Below are 14179 nucleotides of genomic sequence, written 5' to 3'. Positions count from 1 at the left end.
GTGTACCTCCTGACAGGGCGCCTGCGGCGCCTCCCACCAGCGGGGCGACAGGCGCACCCGCTGAAGAACGTCGAAACCGGGCTTCGCTCAGATCTCCGGTTCCCAGGGCCGCCCCACCACGAAGCCCTCCTGGAACGGGTCCGTCGGATCGAGGACCAACTGGTTGAAGGAGGTGATCCAGGCGCGCCCGGAGATGCTCGGCACGACGGCGTCGTACGGCCCGACCGTGGTGGTGGACTCGATCCGGGCGTCGAATTGGCTGCCGATCAGCGACTCGTGCCGGAACAGCTGCCCGGGTTTCAGCAGGCCGTACGCGTGCAGGACGGCGAGGCGGGCCGAGGTGCCCGTGCCGCACGGGGAACGGTCGATCCGGCCGGGCGAGACGACGGTCGCATTCCTGGAGCGGATCATCTCGGCGCCGTCCTCGTCCTGCTCGTGATGGAGCGGGCCGGCGAACACCGTGTTGGTGATGCCGGGGATCAGCGGATTCTCCGGGTGGCTCACGTCCAACTGCTGCACTGCGGCCTTCTTGAGACGCTGTCCGAGCTCGCACAGCGCCGCCTCCTCGCTCACGTCGAGCTTGAAGCCGAGTGACTCGGCGTCCACGAAGACGAAGGTCATCCCGCCGTAGGCGATGTCCACGGTCACCCGGCCGAGACCCGGGACGTCCAGATCCGCGGACCGGTGGTGGACGAAGGAGGGCCGGTTGACCAGCTTCACCCGCCGCACCTTGCCGTCGGCGCACTGGCACTCCACCCGGATCAGGCCGGCCGGCGCCTCCAGCGTGAGATGCGTGACCGGCTCGGTCATGGGCAGCACGCCGGTCTCCAGCAGCACCGTGGCCACACACATGGTATTAGAACCGGACATTGCCGGATATTCCGTAGACTCCAGGATGATGTAGCCCACGTCGGCCTGCGGGTTGTTGGACGGCAGTACCACGTTGGCGTTGTGCCACATCGCGCCGCGCGGCTCCTGCAGCAGGAGCTTGCGCAGGCGGTCGTGGTGCTCCTCGAAGTAGCGCATCTTGCCGAAGGCGCTTTCGCCTGGGACCGGCCCAATCCCGCCGACCACGACCTTGCCGGATTCCCCCTCGGCATGGGCGTCGACGACGTTCAGGGTGCGACTGAACCTCATGGGTCTTCCCTTTCGTGACGACCGAAGATTGTCAAACAATCGGCGGCGATGTGGTGAAGTTAGACGCGCCTGTCTGGCGCCGTCAATACCCTGGAGCCCACCCGGTGATCGGTAGCGGGCTTCTTTGTGCACCTTTGATCACCTAGATTTGCCATAAATCAACCAGGTGTCATGCGTCCTGCCACTTTCCGGACGCATCCTGCCGCTTCCCCTGGACCCGCGATCTCAGGTCTCCACCTCATGGGTACATCACGATTTGGGCTATTGACAGTCGGGAGGCCGCTCCCTAACCTTCCCCCAAATTGCTGCGTGTCAGACAATCATCGGGTGGGCCCATGAGAGCTCAACACCAGATCGCCGGAGTCACCCACGTCCAGCTCACCGCCCCCGCCGACTCGCCGGACGCCGACCGCCACGTCCTGGTGAACATCCGCCCGGCGGGAGCGGACCGCTCTCGCTGCGGCACCGGGGCCTCGGCCCCAGTGGCCGCGTTCGTCGCACAGGGGCGGCTGCCGATCGGGCAGCCCTTCGTGCACCAGAGCATCACCGGCGGCACGTTCCGCGCCCGAGCCGTGGAGACGGCCGACGCGGGCCCGGTCCCCGCCGTACGCGTGGAGATCGCGGGCCGCGCCCACCTCACCGCGACCTCGACCCAATTCCTGGACCCCGAAGACCCTCTGCGGCACGGGTTCCTCGTCACCTGACCCCTCACCCCCGCCGAACACCCCCGCCACACCGCGGATCGGCTGGATCCCCCCATGCCACACCCCGCACCACCACTCACCCTCTAGCACTGGAGCACGGCCATGGCACTCACCAAGCAGAGCAAAACCACCTTCTACGTCGTCGGGGTCCTGATCCTCGCCTGGCTGGCCGGTTTCTTCGGGGGGAAGGTGGGCTCGGACGGCGGTTCGACGCAGACCGTCGCCAGCTCCGGCGACTCCAGCAAGGCCGCCTGGGTCGACAAGATCAAGAAGGCCGGGGAGCTGCGGATCGGCTGCGCCGACGCCCCGCCGACCATTGTCGTCAAGGCGGACGGTTCCTGCAGCGGGCCGGACCTGCTGCCCTTGCAGAATTTCGCGGACGGCATCGGCGTGAAGGTGAAGACGGTCGCGACCACCTGGCAGAACATCGTCGCCGGGCTCCAGGCCGACAAGTACGACGTCGCCGCCGACCTCGACCAGACCGTCGAGCGCAGCCTCGCGATCCGCTTCACCCATGGATCCTGGTCCTACCCCGGCGTGTTCCTGGTCGAGCGCGGCAGCGACTACAAGAGCAGCACGCAGATCCTCGACGCGAAGAAGCCGATCGCCACCTCGCAGGGCACTGCGCTGGACGCCGCGCTGCAGCAGGCGAAGGCCAAGGAACTGCGGGTGGACACCTACCAGAACGCTGCCGCCGGTGTGAAGGCCGGCCGGGCCGTCGCTGTCTTCACCGATCTGGGCACCGCCGTCGACATGGCGACCAAGGACAAGTCCATGGGCATCATCGTCCCCGACCCGGCGATCTTCGTGCATCACGTGGCCTACGGCGTCCCCGCCGGCATCGACGCCCGCTCCATGGACATCCTCAACGTCGCCGTCGACAACTCGGTGGCCAGCGGCGAGATCGCCCGTGCCTTCGCCGGGGCAGGCTACCGGGACGTGGACGCGCTGGGCGACCTCGAGATCAAGTCCTGACGCCGACCTGCCGCCCTCACGGAGGTAGTCCAAGATGAATCTCGCGTACTCCCCGGACTTCAGCGTCATCGGCCCCGCACTGCCCACCCTGCTGGACGGACTGTGGCTGACCCTGGAGATCTCGACGATCGTGATCGCCGCGAGCGCCGTCCTCGGTTTCCCGCTCGCCGTGGCGCGCATGTCGAAGATCGAGGTCATCCGCTGGCCGGCGCAGCTCTACATCGAGGCGTTCCGCTGCACACCGCTGCTGATCCAGCTGCTGTGGGTGTTCTACGCCCTTCCGGCGCTCCTCGGCATCGACCTGCCCGGCAAGCTGTCCATCATCATCGCGCTCACCGCGCACCTGACGGCGTTCATGTCGGAGACGTACCGCGCCGGCATGCAGTCCGTGCCCGTCGAGCAGATCGAGGCGGCGCGGATGCTGCGCCTGAACCGGGTGCAGATCCTGCGGTACGTCATCGTGCCGCAGGCCTTCCGCCAGCAGATCCCCACGATCCTGTCCCTGAACGTGAGCATGTTCAAGGACACCTCCCTGGTCTCCGCGCTCGGCCTGGCGGACCTGACCTTCCAGGGCAACATCCTCTCCAGTCAGACATACCGGCCCATGGAGATCTTCACCCTGGTCGCCGTCCTCTACTTCGCGGTCGCCTTCCCCGCGACGTTGTTCACCAGCTACGTCGAGCGCCGGCTGCTCACCAGCGGTTCGCGCGGCGCCCCGCCACCCTCTTCAGGGCTGCGCGGCACCCTCGCCCGCATGCGCCCCGGATACCGGCCGCCCGCCGTGGCCAGCCCCGTCCTGAAGTCCCTGCTCAAGCCGGAAGGTGTCTGATCAACATGGCAGAGACCAACCCGACCCTCGACGGGACACCGGAGAATGCTCCCGGTCTCGACGGCGCGTTCCTGCGCACCCAAGGGGTGAGCAAGTCCTTTCACGGCCGCCCGGTCCTGAAGGAAGCGGACTTCGCCATCGGCAGCGGTGAGATCGCCGTCCTCGTCGGCAAGAGCGGCTCCGGCAAGAGCACCCTGCTCCGGGTCATCGCCGGCCTGGAGGAGCCGGACGCCGGGGACATCCACCTCGCCGGTCAGGCAGTCGTCCAGGGCGGTGAGTACCAGGGCGCATGGAAGGATCTCCACGGCCAGATCGGAATGATCTTCCAGAGCTACACCCTCTGGCCGCACATGAACGTCCTCGACAACCTCACCATCGCCCCCCGTCTGACCCTCGGTGAATCCAGGGCCCAGTTGCTGGAGCGGGCCGAGAAAGCCCTTACCGAGGTAGGCATGGCCCAGCATCTGCGCAGCCGGTGCACCCAGCTGTCCGGCGGCGAACGTCAACGGGTGGCCATCGCCCGGGCGTTGATGATGCGGCCACGCCTGCTGCTGTGCGACGAGATCACCTCGGCCCTCGACCCGCCGGTGGCGGCCGAGGTCCTGGGCGTCCTCACCAAGCTTAAGGAGGAGGAGGGCATCGCCTGCGTCATCGTCACGCACGACATGGCCTTCGCGTCCAAGGCCGCAGACCGCATCTGTTTCTTCGAGGACGGCCTGATCAAGGAGGACGTACCACCGGAGCACGCCTTCAACGACCCGCAGACACCCGGCCTGAGGGCCTTCATCGACGCCATCCGCTTCTGACCACACCGACCGGGAACGGTGGCAGATCCCCTGGCCTCCCTTTCAGGGCTCTGCCACCGTTCCTGCCCGGACAGACCACCTCGTGCTGAAAGCGAAGGAATCCCCCACATGACTCAACTCGCAGAACTGGCACATAAATTGGCCTCCGGGCCGAACTTCGCGACAGTCGCCACCATCGGCAGGGACGGTCTGCCCCAGCAGACCGTGGTCTGGGTGAAAGCCACCGACGACGGAATCGCCTTCTCCACCGTCGAAGGCCGCGTCAAACACCTCAACCTGCTGCGTGACCCGCGCGCCAGCGTCCTGGTCACCGACCGGGACGATGCCCATGTGTACGCCGTCGTGCGCGGCCCGGTCACCCTCACCCGGGACGGCGGGCCCGAGTTGATCGACGAACTCTCCCGCAAATACGAGGGCAGGCCCTGGCAGGAGACACAGACGACGCCGAGGGTGGTCGTGACCGTCCACGCCGAACGCGTTACTGAGTACGGTGCCTGATGTCTCTGCGGAGCATCGCAATGGCCTACTATATGGTCTGACAATCAGCGGAGGACTCATGAGCAAGCACGCATCCCAGCCGACCCTCGGCCCCCGGCCGGTCACCAACCAGACCCGCCGCGACGCCGTGGTGAACGAGCTGCGGCGCGCCATCCTGGCCGGTGAGCTGGGGCCGGGGCAGCGGCTCAAAGAAGTCCAGATCGCCCAGCAGATGGGGGTCAGCCGCCCGACCCTCCGCGAGGCCATCTACCAGCTGATCCACGAAGGGCTGTTGGAGCAGCAGCCCTACCGCGGTGTCGTCGTCACCGCGATCGACGAGAAGTTCATCCGCGACGTGGCCGCAGTCCGCATGGCCCTGGAGCAACTCGCTGCCCGGGCCCTGGCCGACGACCCCGACTCCTCCCGCAAGGCCAGACTCCGCGCGAGCTCCGAGGAGTACAGGGCCGCGCACGCCTCCCAGGACACGGACCGCCTGCACCAGGCCCACCTCGACCTGCACTGGACGATCTGGACCGCCTCCGAGAACAGCATGCTCACCCGTATGTGGCCAACCGTCGAAGCCCAGATCAACATCGCCATCACCGTCGACGAGAGCACCCGCTCGGACCCCGACCGCGCGCTGCACGTCCACGAACGGCTGATCGACGCGATCCTCGACGGTGACCCCCGGCTCATCGACGCCGAGGTGGAACGGCACACCCTGTGGAGCGCCGCGGAACTCATCGAGATGCTCGCCGAACGAAAGAAGAGCGCCGGCCGGCCGCACGCCGGGTGAATGTCCAGCGTCCCGGGTACATGGGGCACCCGTCCCCTGAACTCGCCCCAGGGCCTGTGTGATGTTGTGATCAGCCAGTTGCCTTCAGGAGGTCGTTGATCCAGATCATCGAGGCACGGAGGTGGAGGCCTGCGAGGTAGCTCTCGGGCGTCTTGTCGTATCGAGTGGCGATACCCCGCCATGCCTTCAGCTTGTTGATCAGGCGCTCGACGGTGTTCCGCTCCTTGTAGAGATCGTCGTCATGACCGACGGGCCGGCCGCCCCGGCTGCCCTTCCTCTTCCGGTTGGCGGCCTGGTCCTTCTTCTCCGGGATGACCGCCTTGATGTTGCGTTTCCGCAGGTAAGAGCGATTGGCGCGGGACGCGTAGGCCTTGTCCGCGGCGACAGCGTCGGGCCGGGTCCGAGGCCGGCCAACCGGCAGACGGACCCGTATCTTCTGCAGCACGGGGACGAACTGCGGGCTGTCGGCGGCCTGTCCTGCGGTCAGTACGAGTGACAGCGGACGGCACCTGCGGTCAGCGGCGAGATGAATCTTGCTCGTCAGTCCACCGCGGGATCTGCCGAGCAGGGCTAGGTCCAAGCGGAGCCTGCGCCGTCGCCTGACACGCCGTCGCTCTTCCTGCTCGGGGCTGCCCCTGCCGTTCTGTCCGTTCTGTTCTGGCGGGCCGCCCCCTTTTGCCGGGCCCGCTCCTGCTCGGCGGCGGCTTCCTCAAGGGCGTCCATGACGTCCTTGCCGATGTGCATCCCGGCTGCGTCGTGGTGGGCGCGGGCGGTGGTGGAGTCCACGCTGACCAGGGACACGTCCGGCTGTCCCCGGCGGGCGGCCTCCGCGATCATGCCTTCCAGGAGAGCGGAGAAGACCCCGGCGTCCCGCCAGACGCGAAAGCGCCCGTAGACCGTCGGCCACGGTCCGAACCCGGACGGCATCTCTCGCCACTGGGCGCTGGACCGGAACCGCCAGATCACCCCCTCGAACTGCTCCCGCAGCCGCCCGGGGTACGGACCGTACTCGCCTATCGGCAGGTACGGCTCGATGAACTCCCCTTGCTCGTCGGTGAGTTGCCTACGCGTCACACCCAGCGTCCTACCAGGTCCTGCACCCGCACGGAACCAGAACCCGAGACTGATCACGACATCACACAGGCCCTAGTCGGGGATGAATGCTTCCTCCCACCAGCTCGGCGGGGTCGGCCGTTGGCCGTATGTCGGCTCGAAGGTCGGTTCCCCTGGAACGACTATGGCCTGCGGCACCGGCTCTGTCTGGCGCGCGACCACGGCGTCCTTCGTGATGTTGAAGACCGTGAGGTCCTGTGTCTGGACCACGGGCCCGTCGAAGACTGTGCCCACCTGTTCGAGGATCGGTGCGACCACGGGCGGGACCAGGAAGGTGTGCCACAGGCCGGCCATGCGGGGCTTGACGAGAGAGAACACTCTGCCGGCGCTTACGGGGACCGTGTGCGTTGCGGTTATGGCCTCGAAGCGCTCGATCGGGTCTCCGGTGAGCGTCGCGAGCATGTCGGCGGAGGGGAAGCATTCGTGGATCAGGAGGTCCGTGCCCTGCGCGGCTCGCACCAGCGGCCGGCACGGGTGCGTGTCGCCGGAGAACACCATGCTCAAGCCTGCGAAGTCGACCCGGTAGCCCACCGCGCCGTGAAGGTTGTGGATGACCGGGAACGCGGTGATGGTCACGCCGTTCGCCTCGTAGACAACGGACGTGACCGACGCATCGAACTCCGTCCCGTACATCTCGGCGGCCTCGTTGGAGGTGAAGCCACGCGTCGACTCCGTGTCCCAGGCGCAGGCCGCGGCGATGGCGTCGATGGCGGCCTCCGACCCGTACTTGGGCTCCGATCCGTTGCCGCCCCACACCTGCAGCGGCCCCTTGCGCCCCGCCTTGCGGAAGCTACCGAACAGGGTGATGAGGTCGGCCGTGTGGTCGGCGTGCAGGTGGCTGAGGAACACCTTGTCCAGCGAGTTGACCGGAAGACCGAGGCACATGAAGTTGGCCAGGCATCCGCTGCCCACGTCGAAGATGAACATGTCGCGTTCAGGATTGCCGACCTCGACGAGCACGCTGCCCGACGCCTGCGCGCGGGTCGGTGGCGGGTTGCCGCTCCCGAGCACGGTGACCCGCATCTCGCCGCCACGGATCGGCTCCGCGCTCGGCACGTAGATGTCCGGGTAGGGCTGAGCCAGCGTCCCCGCGACGGGCGTCGTGGTCATCGCGGTGGTACCACCCATGTAGGTCAGGGCGGGAAGTGCAGCAGGGGTCTCGTTGGCCATGAGGATGCTCCTCTCAGGCCTGGCTCGAGTCGTCGACCAGGCAACCGCACGCGCCCGGAGGGCGCCCAGCCGGGGAGGACGCGGAGCGAAGCGGACCAGGCGTCGGCGCGGCCGCCCCACCCCAGCTCACTTCCTGCCACCTCGAACAGTACGGGCGGTGAGCACGGGACGCTGGTGGGCAACGCACACCTTTAACGGTAGAACCGCTCATCGCGCGGAACCACTTGGCAGAGCTGTTCACCAGTCCGCCGGCCGTCCTCGTCAGAGTGAGACCCGCTTGTCGGGCCGGCGGATCGGATGGCGTGTCGGCGCCCACGTCGACCCAAGCACTCCCGGACTCGTACTGGCTGCGGATCGAGGCCTTCCCCCACCCCAGGGCCTCGGTGGCCTGCAGGCCACAGCCGCAGAGACGAAGTGGACCGCCCCGGGACGGTAGCGCCGCCCCTGGCCCGCCCTACACTTTCCAGCCATCCTCCTCGACCGACGGCTGACGCAGCGGACGACGGCCAGCCTCGGCCGGGCGGAAGAACGCGTACCGACCGAGAAAGTTGATGTGGTCGAACTGCAACGGCGAGAGGCGGGCGAGTAGGTCGTCGGTGACGGGGAAGCCATCGGCGGCGAGCTGCTTGGCCGCCCGGTCCAGGTAGAGGCTGTTCCACAGCACCACGGCGTTCAGTGAACCGTTCCGGGTTTGATCGAGATGGTATGCCCCGGTTCTGATGGAGTCGGGTTGCTGGACAATTGACCGTCCAGCAGCCTTCGGAGGCCGCGACGCCCCGCAGCTATCCATCCGAGTTCCGCCGTAAGGTCCTCGATCTCGTCGAATCCGGAACGGTTCAGTTCGCCGGGCTCGGCGGCCTCCCACCTCTGCTGGAGGAAGGTGTGCATCTCGCGGGTGCCGGTGAACGCGAACAGCCAGCGGATGCTGTCCAGATCTGCGGTCCACACGGGGCCCTCGCCGAGCAGCGGGAGCAGGAGTTCCGCATCCCGCACAGCCTCGACGAGGGAGCGCGGATCCCCGTCACCGCGCAGGAACGCGTCCATCTGCGCCCGCAGTTCCGCCGTTCCTGTCGACGGCTTCCCGCCCTCGCCCATCCGGCTGCGCACCCCGTTCGCCTCGGCCTGTCACGACTTCAGCGCACACCAGGCGCTCGGCACGACAACGGTTCCACGGCATGGGCGGGAAGATTCCAGATCGACAACTGCGGTGGCGGTGCAGGGGGGAGCCCCCCGCGGGGCCGGGGGGTCAGAGTTCCTCGTGCGGGTTGGGGTTCACACCGTCGCTCAGCGCGGTGAGCAGGAGCTTCACCGCCTTGGCGACGCTGTCGACGAGACCGAAGCTCGTGGTACGGACGCTCGCCGTGGACTTGTTGCCGTTCTTGAGGCGGTCGGCGAGGACGTGGCTGAGGCCCGCCCAGTCGTGCACCAGCTCCACACCCGTGTTGCTGACGCGGAAGTCCTGGCTGTTCAGGAGGGCGTTGTAGATGCCGCCGGAGAGCCAGGGGAAGCGCGACCCCTCGGAGACGGCGAAGATCATCCGCAGCAGGGCCCGCGCCACGGCCTGGGTGCTCGCCGTGTCGACGTGCCGCAGGTCGGTGATCGCCTGGAAGAGGCTGTGGTGGCCGATCTGAAGGTCGGCGAGGCTGATGCTGCCGAGCGAGGAGAGCTTGTTGTAGTTCTCCGTGCCGCGCCAATGGTCGTTGACGTCGGCGCCACTGATGATCGCCGCGTTCGCGGTCGTGATCGGGACGTAGTGCCTGCCGTCACTCGCATCGAAGTAGAAGCCGGTGACGTAGAGGTCGCTCAGCCGGACGAGGAGGTGGACCCTCTGCCCCTGGGAGGTGACCACGAGGTCGGCGAAGGTATGGATCGCCGTGTTGTTCGTGAAGGTGACGGTCCGGCTCGACGAGGCGGTCGCCTGCACCTTCACGCTGTGGGCCTTGGCGAGGCTGACCTGGAGGTTGGCCAGGTCCTGGAGCATGGCCTTGTAGGCGGCCGCGCCGCCGTCCACGTTCCAGTGGATCTGCTGCATCTTCTGGTCGTCGGCGACCAGACCGAGCTCTCCCGAGCCCAGGTGGACCGCCTGGGCGGACGGGGAGGCAGTGTGCGAGGCGGAGGCACCGGAGACTCCGGAGACGAGGACGGCTCCGGCGACGAGGGCCGGGACGGCCGCGGTCATCAGGAAGCGCTGACGCAGAGGAGCACGCATGGGGCTCACCTTTCCGTTGGGGACTGTGCCGGAAAGGTAGGAAGCCAATACGTCAACGGTCCGTAGGTTCCGTCACAGTCCCGCATCGCGTGGGGCTGCCCCCGGGCCTACCCGAACCCTCTGGCCCTCCCCGGCCCCCCGCCCGGACCCGAGACGCCGCAGCGGCTCCGGTCCACACAGGACCCACAGCAGCACCGCGCACCCGAGGAGCACGGCCCAGCCCGTGTGGGCCGGCCCCCACGCGGGGTCGCCCGGCGTGACGAACAGGTCCCAGCGGGCGGGCAGCAGGGTGGGGGCAAGCACCGCCAGGGTCAGCAGGGCCGCCGCCACCGAGGGGCGGGGTTCGGGTTCGTCGGTGAAGCGGAGAGCGATCGTCGCGGCGGTCAGCGCGAGGGCAGCCGTGGTCGTGGCCTCCAGGGTGATCGCGCCGACCGGGGGGCGAGCCTGCGCCGGGACGAGGAGCAGTACCGCCGTCCACCACAGCGCGGCGACCGGGGCGACCAGCGCCACCCGCAGTCCCGTCCGGACCCCACGCCGGGTCGGGACAGGGGAGGTGATCTCCCGGGCCGGATCGTCCAGGAGGAAGGTCAGTCCGAAGCGAGGACGAGCGCGGCGGCCCGAAGAAGGTTGAGGCCGAGCCACTCGTCGAGGGTGGTGGACAGCCGCGGCACCCCCACGACCAGCAGCCCTACGACCGCCCCGGCACCGACTACCCGCCACGGCACCGTCCGCGCCACGGCCGCGACCAACGCCCCGCTCATGCCCCGGGCTCCCCCGGCTCCCCGAGCACCTCCGGAACCTCCGGCAGCCCCGACTCCCGCGACTCCCTCAGCACCTCCGGCACCCCTGACAGCCCCAACTCCCCCGACACCCTCAACGCCCCCCGGCTCTCTCGGAACCCTCCGCGCCCCCGACCCCCACGACACCCGACGCACCCCCCGGCGCCCTCACCCCGCCCCGGCTCTCCCGACCCCTCTCAACGCCCCCGTCACTCCTCGTCCTCGCAGTCCTTCGCCCCCTTCGGCACCTCGACCCCGAGCGCCTTCGCCACCTGGGCCGTGGTGACCCCCGAAGCGGTCGGTTCACCCCAGTGCTCCTTCACCGCCGCCGTCGTCTCCGCGCGCGGGCGGCCCAGAAACTCCCGTACGACGTCGGTCTGTCCGGCCGACATGGAAAGACCGCTGGTGGGGGCGAGGACGACCGACGAACCGGTGACGTTGTCGCCGAGCCGGACGTTGGCGAAGTCGGCCATCGGGTCGGGATCCCGGCCCAGGGCCAGCCACATCGCGTTGACCACCCGCCCGTCGCACAGCTCACTCCCCTTCGACTCGTCACCGGCCACCAGCACATAGGCGACGGTGACCGCGAACTCGGGTACCCGGTTGCCGCCCCAACCCGTGCCGACGGTCACCTGGTTCGGCATGGTGAGCGTGTCGAGCGAGGCGTCGCCGGGCAGTCCGTAGCGGGCGTCGACCCGCTGCCGTCGAGAAGGGGCTGCCGGGCGGCCGTACCCCCGGCCAATGTCCGGACCCGGTCCACGCCCCCCGCCCAGGTGCCCGCCCGGCGGGTCCACTCGGGGAAGGCGCAGTACGTGGAGGCGCCGCGCTTCACACACGACTGGTCCATCCGCGGGGAGACCGAGGCCCGTTCCCGGGCGGCCGTCAGCTCACTCCCCCCGGACTGCCCCACCGCACCGGCCAGCGTCAGCGCCAGCGCGCCCGCCACCCCGGCCCGCAGAACCCGGGTCCTGCCACCGCTCGCCAGGACGGCGCAGAGGGCCAGCAGCAGGATCAGCCCCGTCAGATACAGCGCGTGCCAGGCGGCGGGACGGCCGATGAGGTCCGACGGGAGGGCCGTATTGCTGTTCTCGCTCACGATCGGGCCCAGCCAGCGCGACCACTCAGCGTCGTTCGTTCCCGCGGAGACGAACACGCTGAGGACGAAGAGACCCATTACGGCGAGCGGCCCCGCGAACGTGGTCGGGACCAGCCGGGCGAGCAGCACCCCGAACGCACCGCACAGCAGCACGAACAGGCGTGCGACGGCCAGTTCGGCCGGTGAGCCGTGGCCCACCGCGCCCGGCCGGAGCGCCTGCCGGGCGAACTCGCCGAGCACGACGAGTGCGGTGAGGACGACGAACGGCACGACCGACAGGACGTGCGCGACCGTTCGCCGCCACGGCTCCATGACCAGCACGTCGAACTGCCGGTCGGTACCGCGCCGACGGGAGCGCAGCGTGCACCGGTTGACGAACACGAAAAGGGCGACTCCGAGGAGCAGCGGCCTTTCCTGTGTGGCCCGGTCTGCGTTCCGGAGAGCGGGGAAGGCGTCCATGCCGTCGCTCTCGTGGAACAGCGTCCAGGCGGTGTAGCCGACGTACAGCAGGAGGGTCCAGCACTGGGACATACCGCAGCAGGTCGCGTGCCTCGAAGCGGGCGAGGGCGAACACGGCCGCCCAGGAGCGGCGCGGACCGTCCTGGCGCACAGCGGTCTCGGCCGCCGTCTCCATGGCCAGGCTCATGCGGCCGCCACCTCCGCGTCCGTGCCCGCGTCGTCGAGGGCGAGCAGGTAGCCGTCCTCCAGGGTGGGTTCGAGGAGGTCGGCGCCGGCCGGCGGGTCGCCGACGGTACGGAAGGCGCCGGTGCCGGTGCGCCAGCCCGCCTTCGCGTCCGGGGCGCGTTCGGTGCTGCTCCACACCCGGCCGGCGGCGCGGCCGGTGAGGTCGGCGGGGTGCCCTCGAAGAGGATGCGGCCGCGCGCCATGACCAGGACGCGGTGGCAGAGCATCGCCACGTCCTCGGTCTGGTGGGTGGACAGGAGCACAGTGCGACCCTCTCCGGCCTGCGCGATCAACTCCCTGAAGCGCATCCGCTGTTCGGGGTCGAGGCCGACGGTCGGCTCGTCCAGGACGAGGAAGCCGGGGGCGCCGACGAGGGCGGCGGCCAGCGCGACCCGCTGCCGCATCCCGCCGGACAGCTTCTTGACACGGCGGCCGCGGACGTCTCCGAGGTCGACTTCCTCCAGGACGCGGCGCACCTCGCGGTGGCGTGCGGTGCGGTCGGTCAGCTCCTTGAGGATCGCCACGTAGTCGACGAACTCGAAGGCGGTGAAGTCCGGGTGGAGGCCGGGTGCCTGCGGCAGACAGCCGAGCGAGCGGCGGACCTCCTGGCGGCCGCGCGAGGTGCCCGGGTCGTTGCCGAGGACGTGAGGGCGCCCCGGTCGGCGGGCACGGAGGTGGCGAGCACCCTCAACAGGGTGGTCTTTCCGGCGCCGTTGGGGCCGGGCAGCCCAGTCACGCCCGGGGTCAGCCGCAGCGACACGTCGTCCAGGGCGCGGGTGCCGCTGTAGCGCAGACTGGGCCCGGCGGCGGAGACGGTGGTGGTGGTCATTCGGCGCTCCCGTTGAAGAGGTCGAAGCGGTCACGGAGAAGGAAGAGCAGCCCGGCGGCGAGCGCGGCGACCGCTCCGGCCTCGCCCTGCCCGGCCGCGGTGAACGGCGCGAGCGGGTCGGCGGAGGCCTGCTGCGCCACCTGCGCGCCCAGCATCACGGCCACCCAGGCGCCGCCGACCAGGGACGGCGCGAGCACCGGGCCGAGCCGGGGGGGTGAGCGCGAGGCCGCTTCGCGGTGAGGGCGAGGGCGGGCAGCAGCCAGGCCAGTGCGCGCAGCCCGTAGCCGGGCAGGGCGAGGGTGGCGAGCCCGTTGAGGCCGAGGCCCGCGACCAGCACGGCGAGCGTGCGGATCATCAGAAGCCGGAAGCCGTGCATGGGTGCGACGACGGCCATCTCGTACGTCGGGTCGAGCGCGGGCCCGTAGGAGAGGGCGACGCCGGCCAGCGGCAACAGCGGGGCGAGGGCGAGGAACAGGGTCGGTGCGCCGGGCGTGTGCACCACGCCGACCGTGGCCAGCAGCAGGAACACCACGGCGGCCAGCCAGGAGCGCCGCAGGACCGGCGTGGGCTCCTTC

15 protein-coding genes and 3 pseudogenes are annotated in these 14179 nt (G+C 69.4%); 6 read left to right on the top strand and 12 right to left on the bottom strand.

Annotation, left to right across the window (positions count from 1 at the left end):
* Positions 1-87: 87 nt before the first annotated feature.
* Positions 88-1137, bottom strand: coding sequence for a proline racemase family protein (locus AB0I51_RS40820; protein ID WP_362983447.1), 1050 nt, complete (start codon positions 1135-1137; stop codon positions 88-90).
* A gap of 335 nt (positions 1138-1472) precedes the next feature.
* Here AB0I51_RS40820 and AB0I51_RS40815 point away from each other — a divergent pair, with 335 nt between their 5' ends.
* From AB0I51_RS40815 to AB0I51_RS40790, 6 genes are all read left to right on the top strand, one after another.
* Complete coding sequence (locus tag AB0I51_RS40815) at positions 1473-1841, top strand: proline racemase family protein (protein ID WP_362983446.1); 369 nt, start codon at positions 1473-1475, stop codon at positions 1839-1841.
* Positions 1842-1943: 102 nt separating this feature from the next.
* The gene (locus tag AB0I51_RS40810) at positions 1944-2816 is read left to right on the top strand and encodes a transporter substrate-binding domain-containing protein (protein ID WP_362983445.1); all 873 of its coding nucleotides are present in this window, start codon (positions 1944-1946) and stop codon (positions 2814-2816) included.
* A gap of 34 nt (positions 2817-2850) precedes the next feature.
* Positions 2851-3645, top strand: a complete 795-nt coding sequence (locus tag AB0I51_RS40805; RefSeq protein ID WP_362983444.1) for an amino acid ABC transporter permease — start codon at positions 2851-2853, stop codon at positions 3643-3645.
* A gap of 5 nt (positions 3646-3650) precedes the next feature.
* A complete protein-coding gene (locus AB0I51_RS40800) occupies positions 3651-4451 on the top strand; it encodes an amino acid ABC transporter ATP-binding protein (RefSeq protein ID WP_362983443.1) in 801 nt (266 codons plus the stop codon).
* Between the two features lie 108 nt (positions 4452-4559).
* Positions 4560-4949 carry a PPOX class F420-dependent oxidoreductase gene (locus tag AB0I51_RS40795; RefSeq protein WP_362983442.1) on the top strand — a complete coding sequence of 130 codons (390 nt, stop codon included), beginning with the start codon at positions 4560-4562 and terminating at the stop codon, positions 4947-4949.
* A 58-nt stretch (positions 4950-5007) separates the two neighbouring features.
* The gene (locus tag AB0I51_RS40790) at positions 5008-5724 is read left to right on the top strand and encodes a GntR family transcriptional regulator (protein WP_362983441.1); all 717 of its coding nucleotides are present in this window, start codon (positions 5008-5010) and stop codon (positions 5722-5724) included.
* A gap of 70 nt (positions 5725-5794) precedes the next feature.
* Here AB0I51_RS40790 and AB0I51_RS40785 read toward each other — a convergent pair.
* The 11 genes and pseudogenes from AB0I51_RS40785 to AB0I51_RS40735 all read right to left on the bottom strand — a co-directional run.
* A pseudogene (locus AB0I51_RS40785) lies at positions 5795-6798 on the bottom strand (IS5 family transposase).
* Between the two features lie 72 nt (positions 6799-6870).
* Complete coding sequence (gntH, locus tag AB0I51_RS40780) at positions 6871-8007, bottom strand: guanitoxin biosynthesis MBL fold metallo-hydrolase GntH (protein ID WP_362983440.1); 1137 nt, start codon at positions 8005-8007, stop codon at positions 6871-6873.
* 454 nt (positions 8008-8461) lie between these two features.
* Entirely contained in the window at positions 8462-8674 is a 213-nt protein-coding gene (locus AB0I51_RS40775) for a Tn3 family transposase (protein WP_362983439.1), read from the bottom strand.
* Positions 8675-8679: 5 nt separating this feature from the next.
* Positions 8680-9114 carry a hypothetical protein gene (locus tag AB0I51_RS40770; protein WP_362983438.1) on the bottom strand — a complete coding sequence of 145 codons (435 nt, stop codon included), beginning with the start codon at positions 9112-9114 and terminating at the stop codon, positions 8680-8682.
* Between the two features lie 139 nt (positions 9115-9253).
* Positions 9254-10216 (bottom strand): ribosome-inactivating family protein, encoded by a 963-nt coding sequence (locus AB0I51_RS40765; protein WP_362983437.1) that lies wholly within the window; start codon positions 10214-10216, stop codon positions 9254-9256.
* Positions 10217-10288: 72 nt separating this feature from the next.
* The gene (locus tag AB0I51_RS40760) at positions 10289-10726 is read right to left on the bottom strand and encodes a hypothetical protein (RefSeq protein WP_362983436.1); all 438 of its coding nucleotides are present in this window, start codon (positions 10724-10726) and stop codon (positions 10289-10291) included.
* Positions 10727-10803: 77 nt separating this feature from the next.
* Positions 10804-10977, bottom strand: a complete 174-nt coding sequence (locus AB0I51_RS40755) for a hypothetical protein (protein ID WP_362983435.1) — start codon at positions 10975-10977, stop codon at positions 10804-10806.
* Between the two features lie 227 nt (positions 10978-11204).
* Positions 11205-11639, bottom strand: a complete 435-nt coding sequence (locus AB0I51_RS40750; protein WP_362983434.1) for a hypothetical protein — start codon at positions 11637-11639, stop codon at positions 11205-11207.
* Complete coding sequence (locus tag AB0I51_RS40745; protein ID WP_362983433.1) at positions 11624-12622, bottom strand: hypothetical protein; 999 nt, start codon at positions 12620-12622, stop codon at positions 11624-11626. Before AB0I51_RS40745 ends, AB0I51_RS40750 begins: the two co-directional genes overlap by 16 nt.
* A gap of 111 nt (positions 12623-12733) precedes the next feature.
* Positions 12734-13604 (bottom strand): annotated as a pseudogene (locus tag AB0I51_RS40740) (ATP-binding cassette domain-containing protein).
* Positions 13601-14169 (bottom strand): annotated as a pseudogene (locus tag AB0I51_RS40735) (zf-HC2 domain-containing protein); the annotation flags it as partial. The pseudogenes AB0I51_RS40740 and AB0I51_RS40735, both read right to left, overlap by 4 nt.
* Between the last annotated feature and the right edge of the window lie 10 nt (positions 14170-14179).

Origin of the sequence: Streptomyces sp. NPDC050549 (genome assembly GCF_040655035.1) — a bacterium.
Taxonomy (GTDB): domain Bacteria; phylum Actinomycetota; class Actinomycetes; order Streptomycetales; family Streptomycetaceae; genus Streptomyces.
Note: the sequence above shows the minus strand (reverse complement) of the source record. Positions and strands in the feature narration are given on the sequence as shown.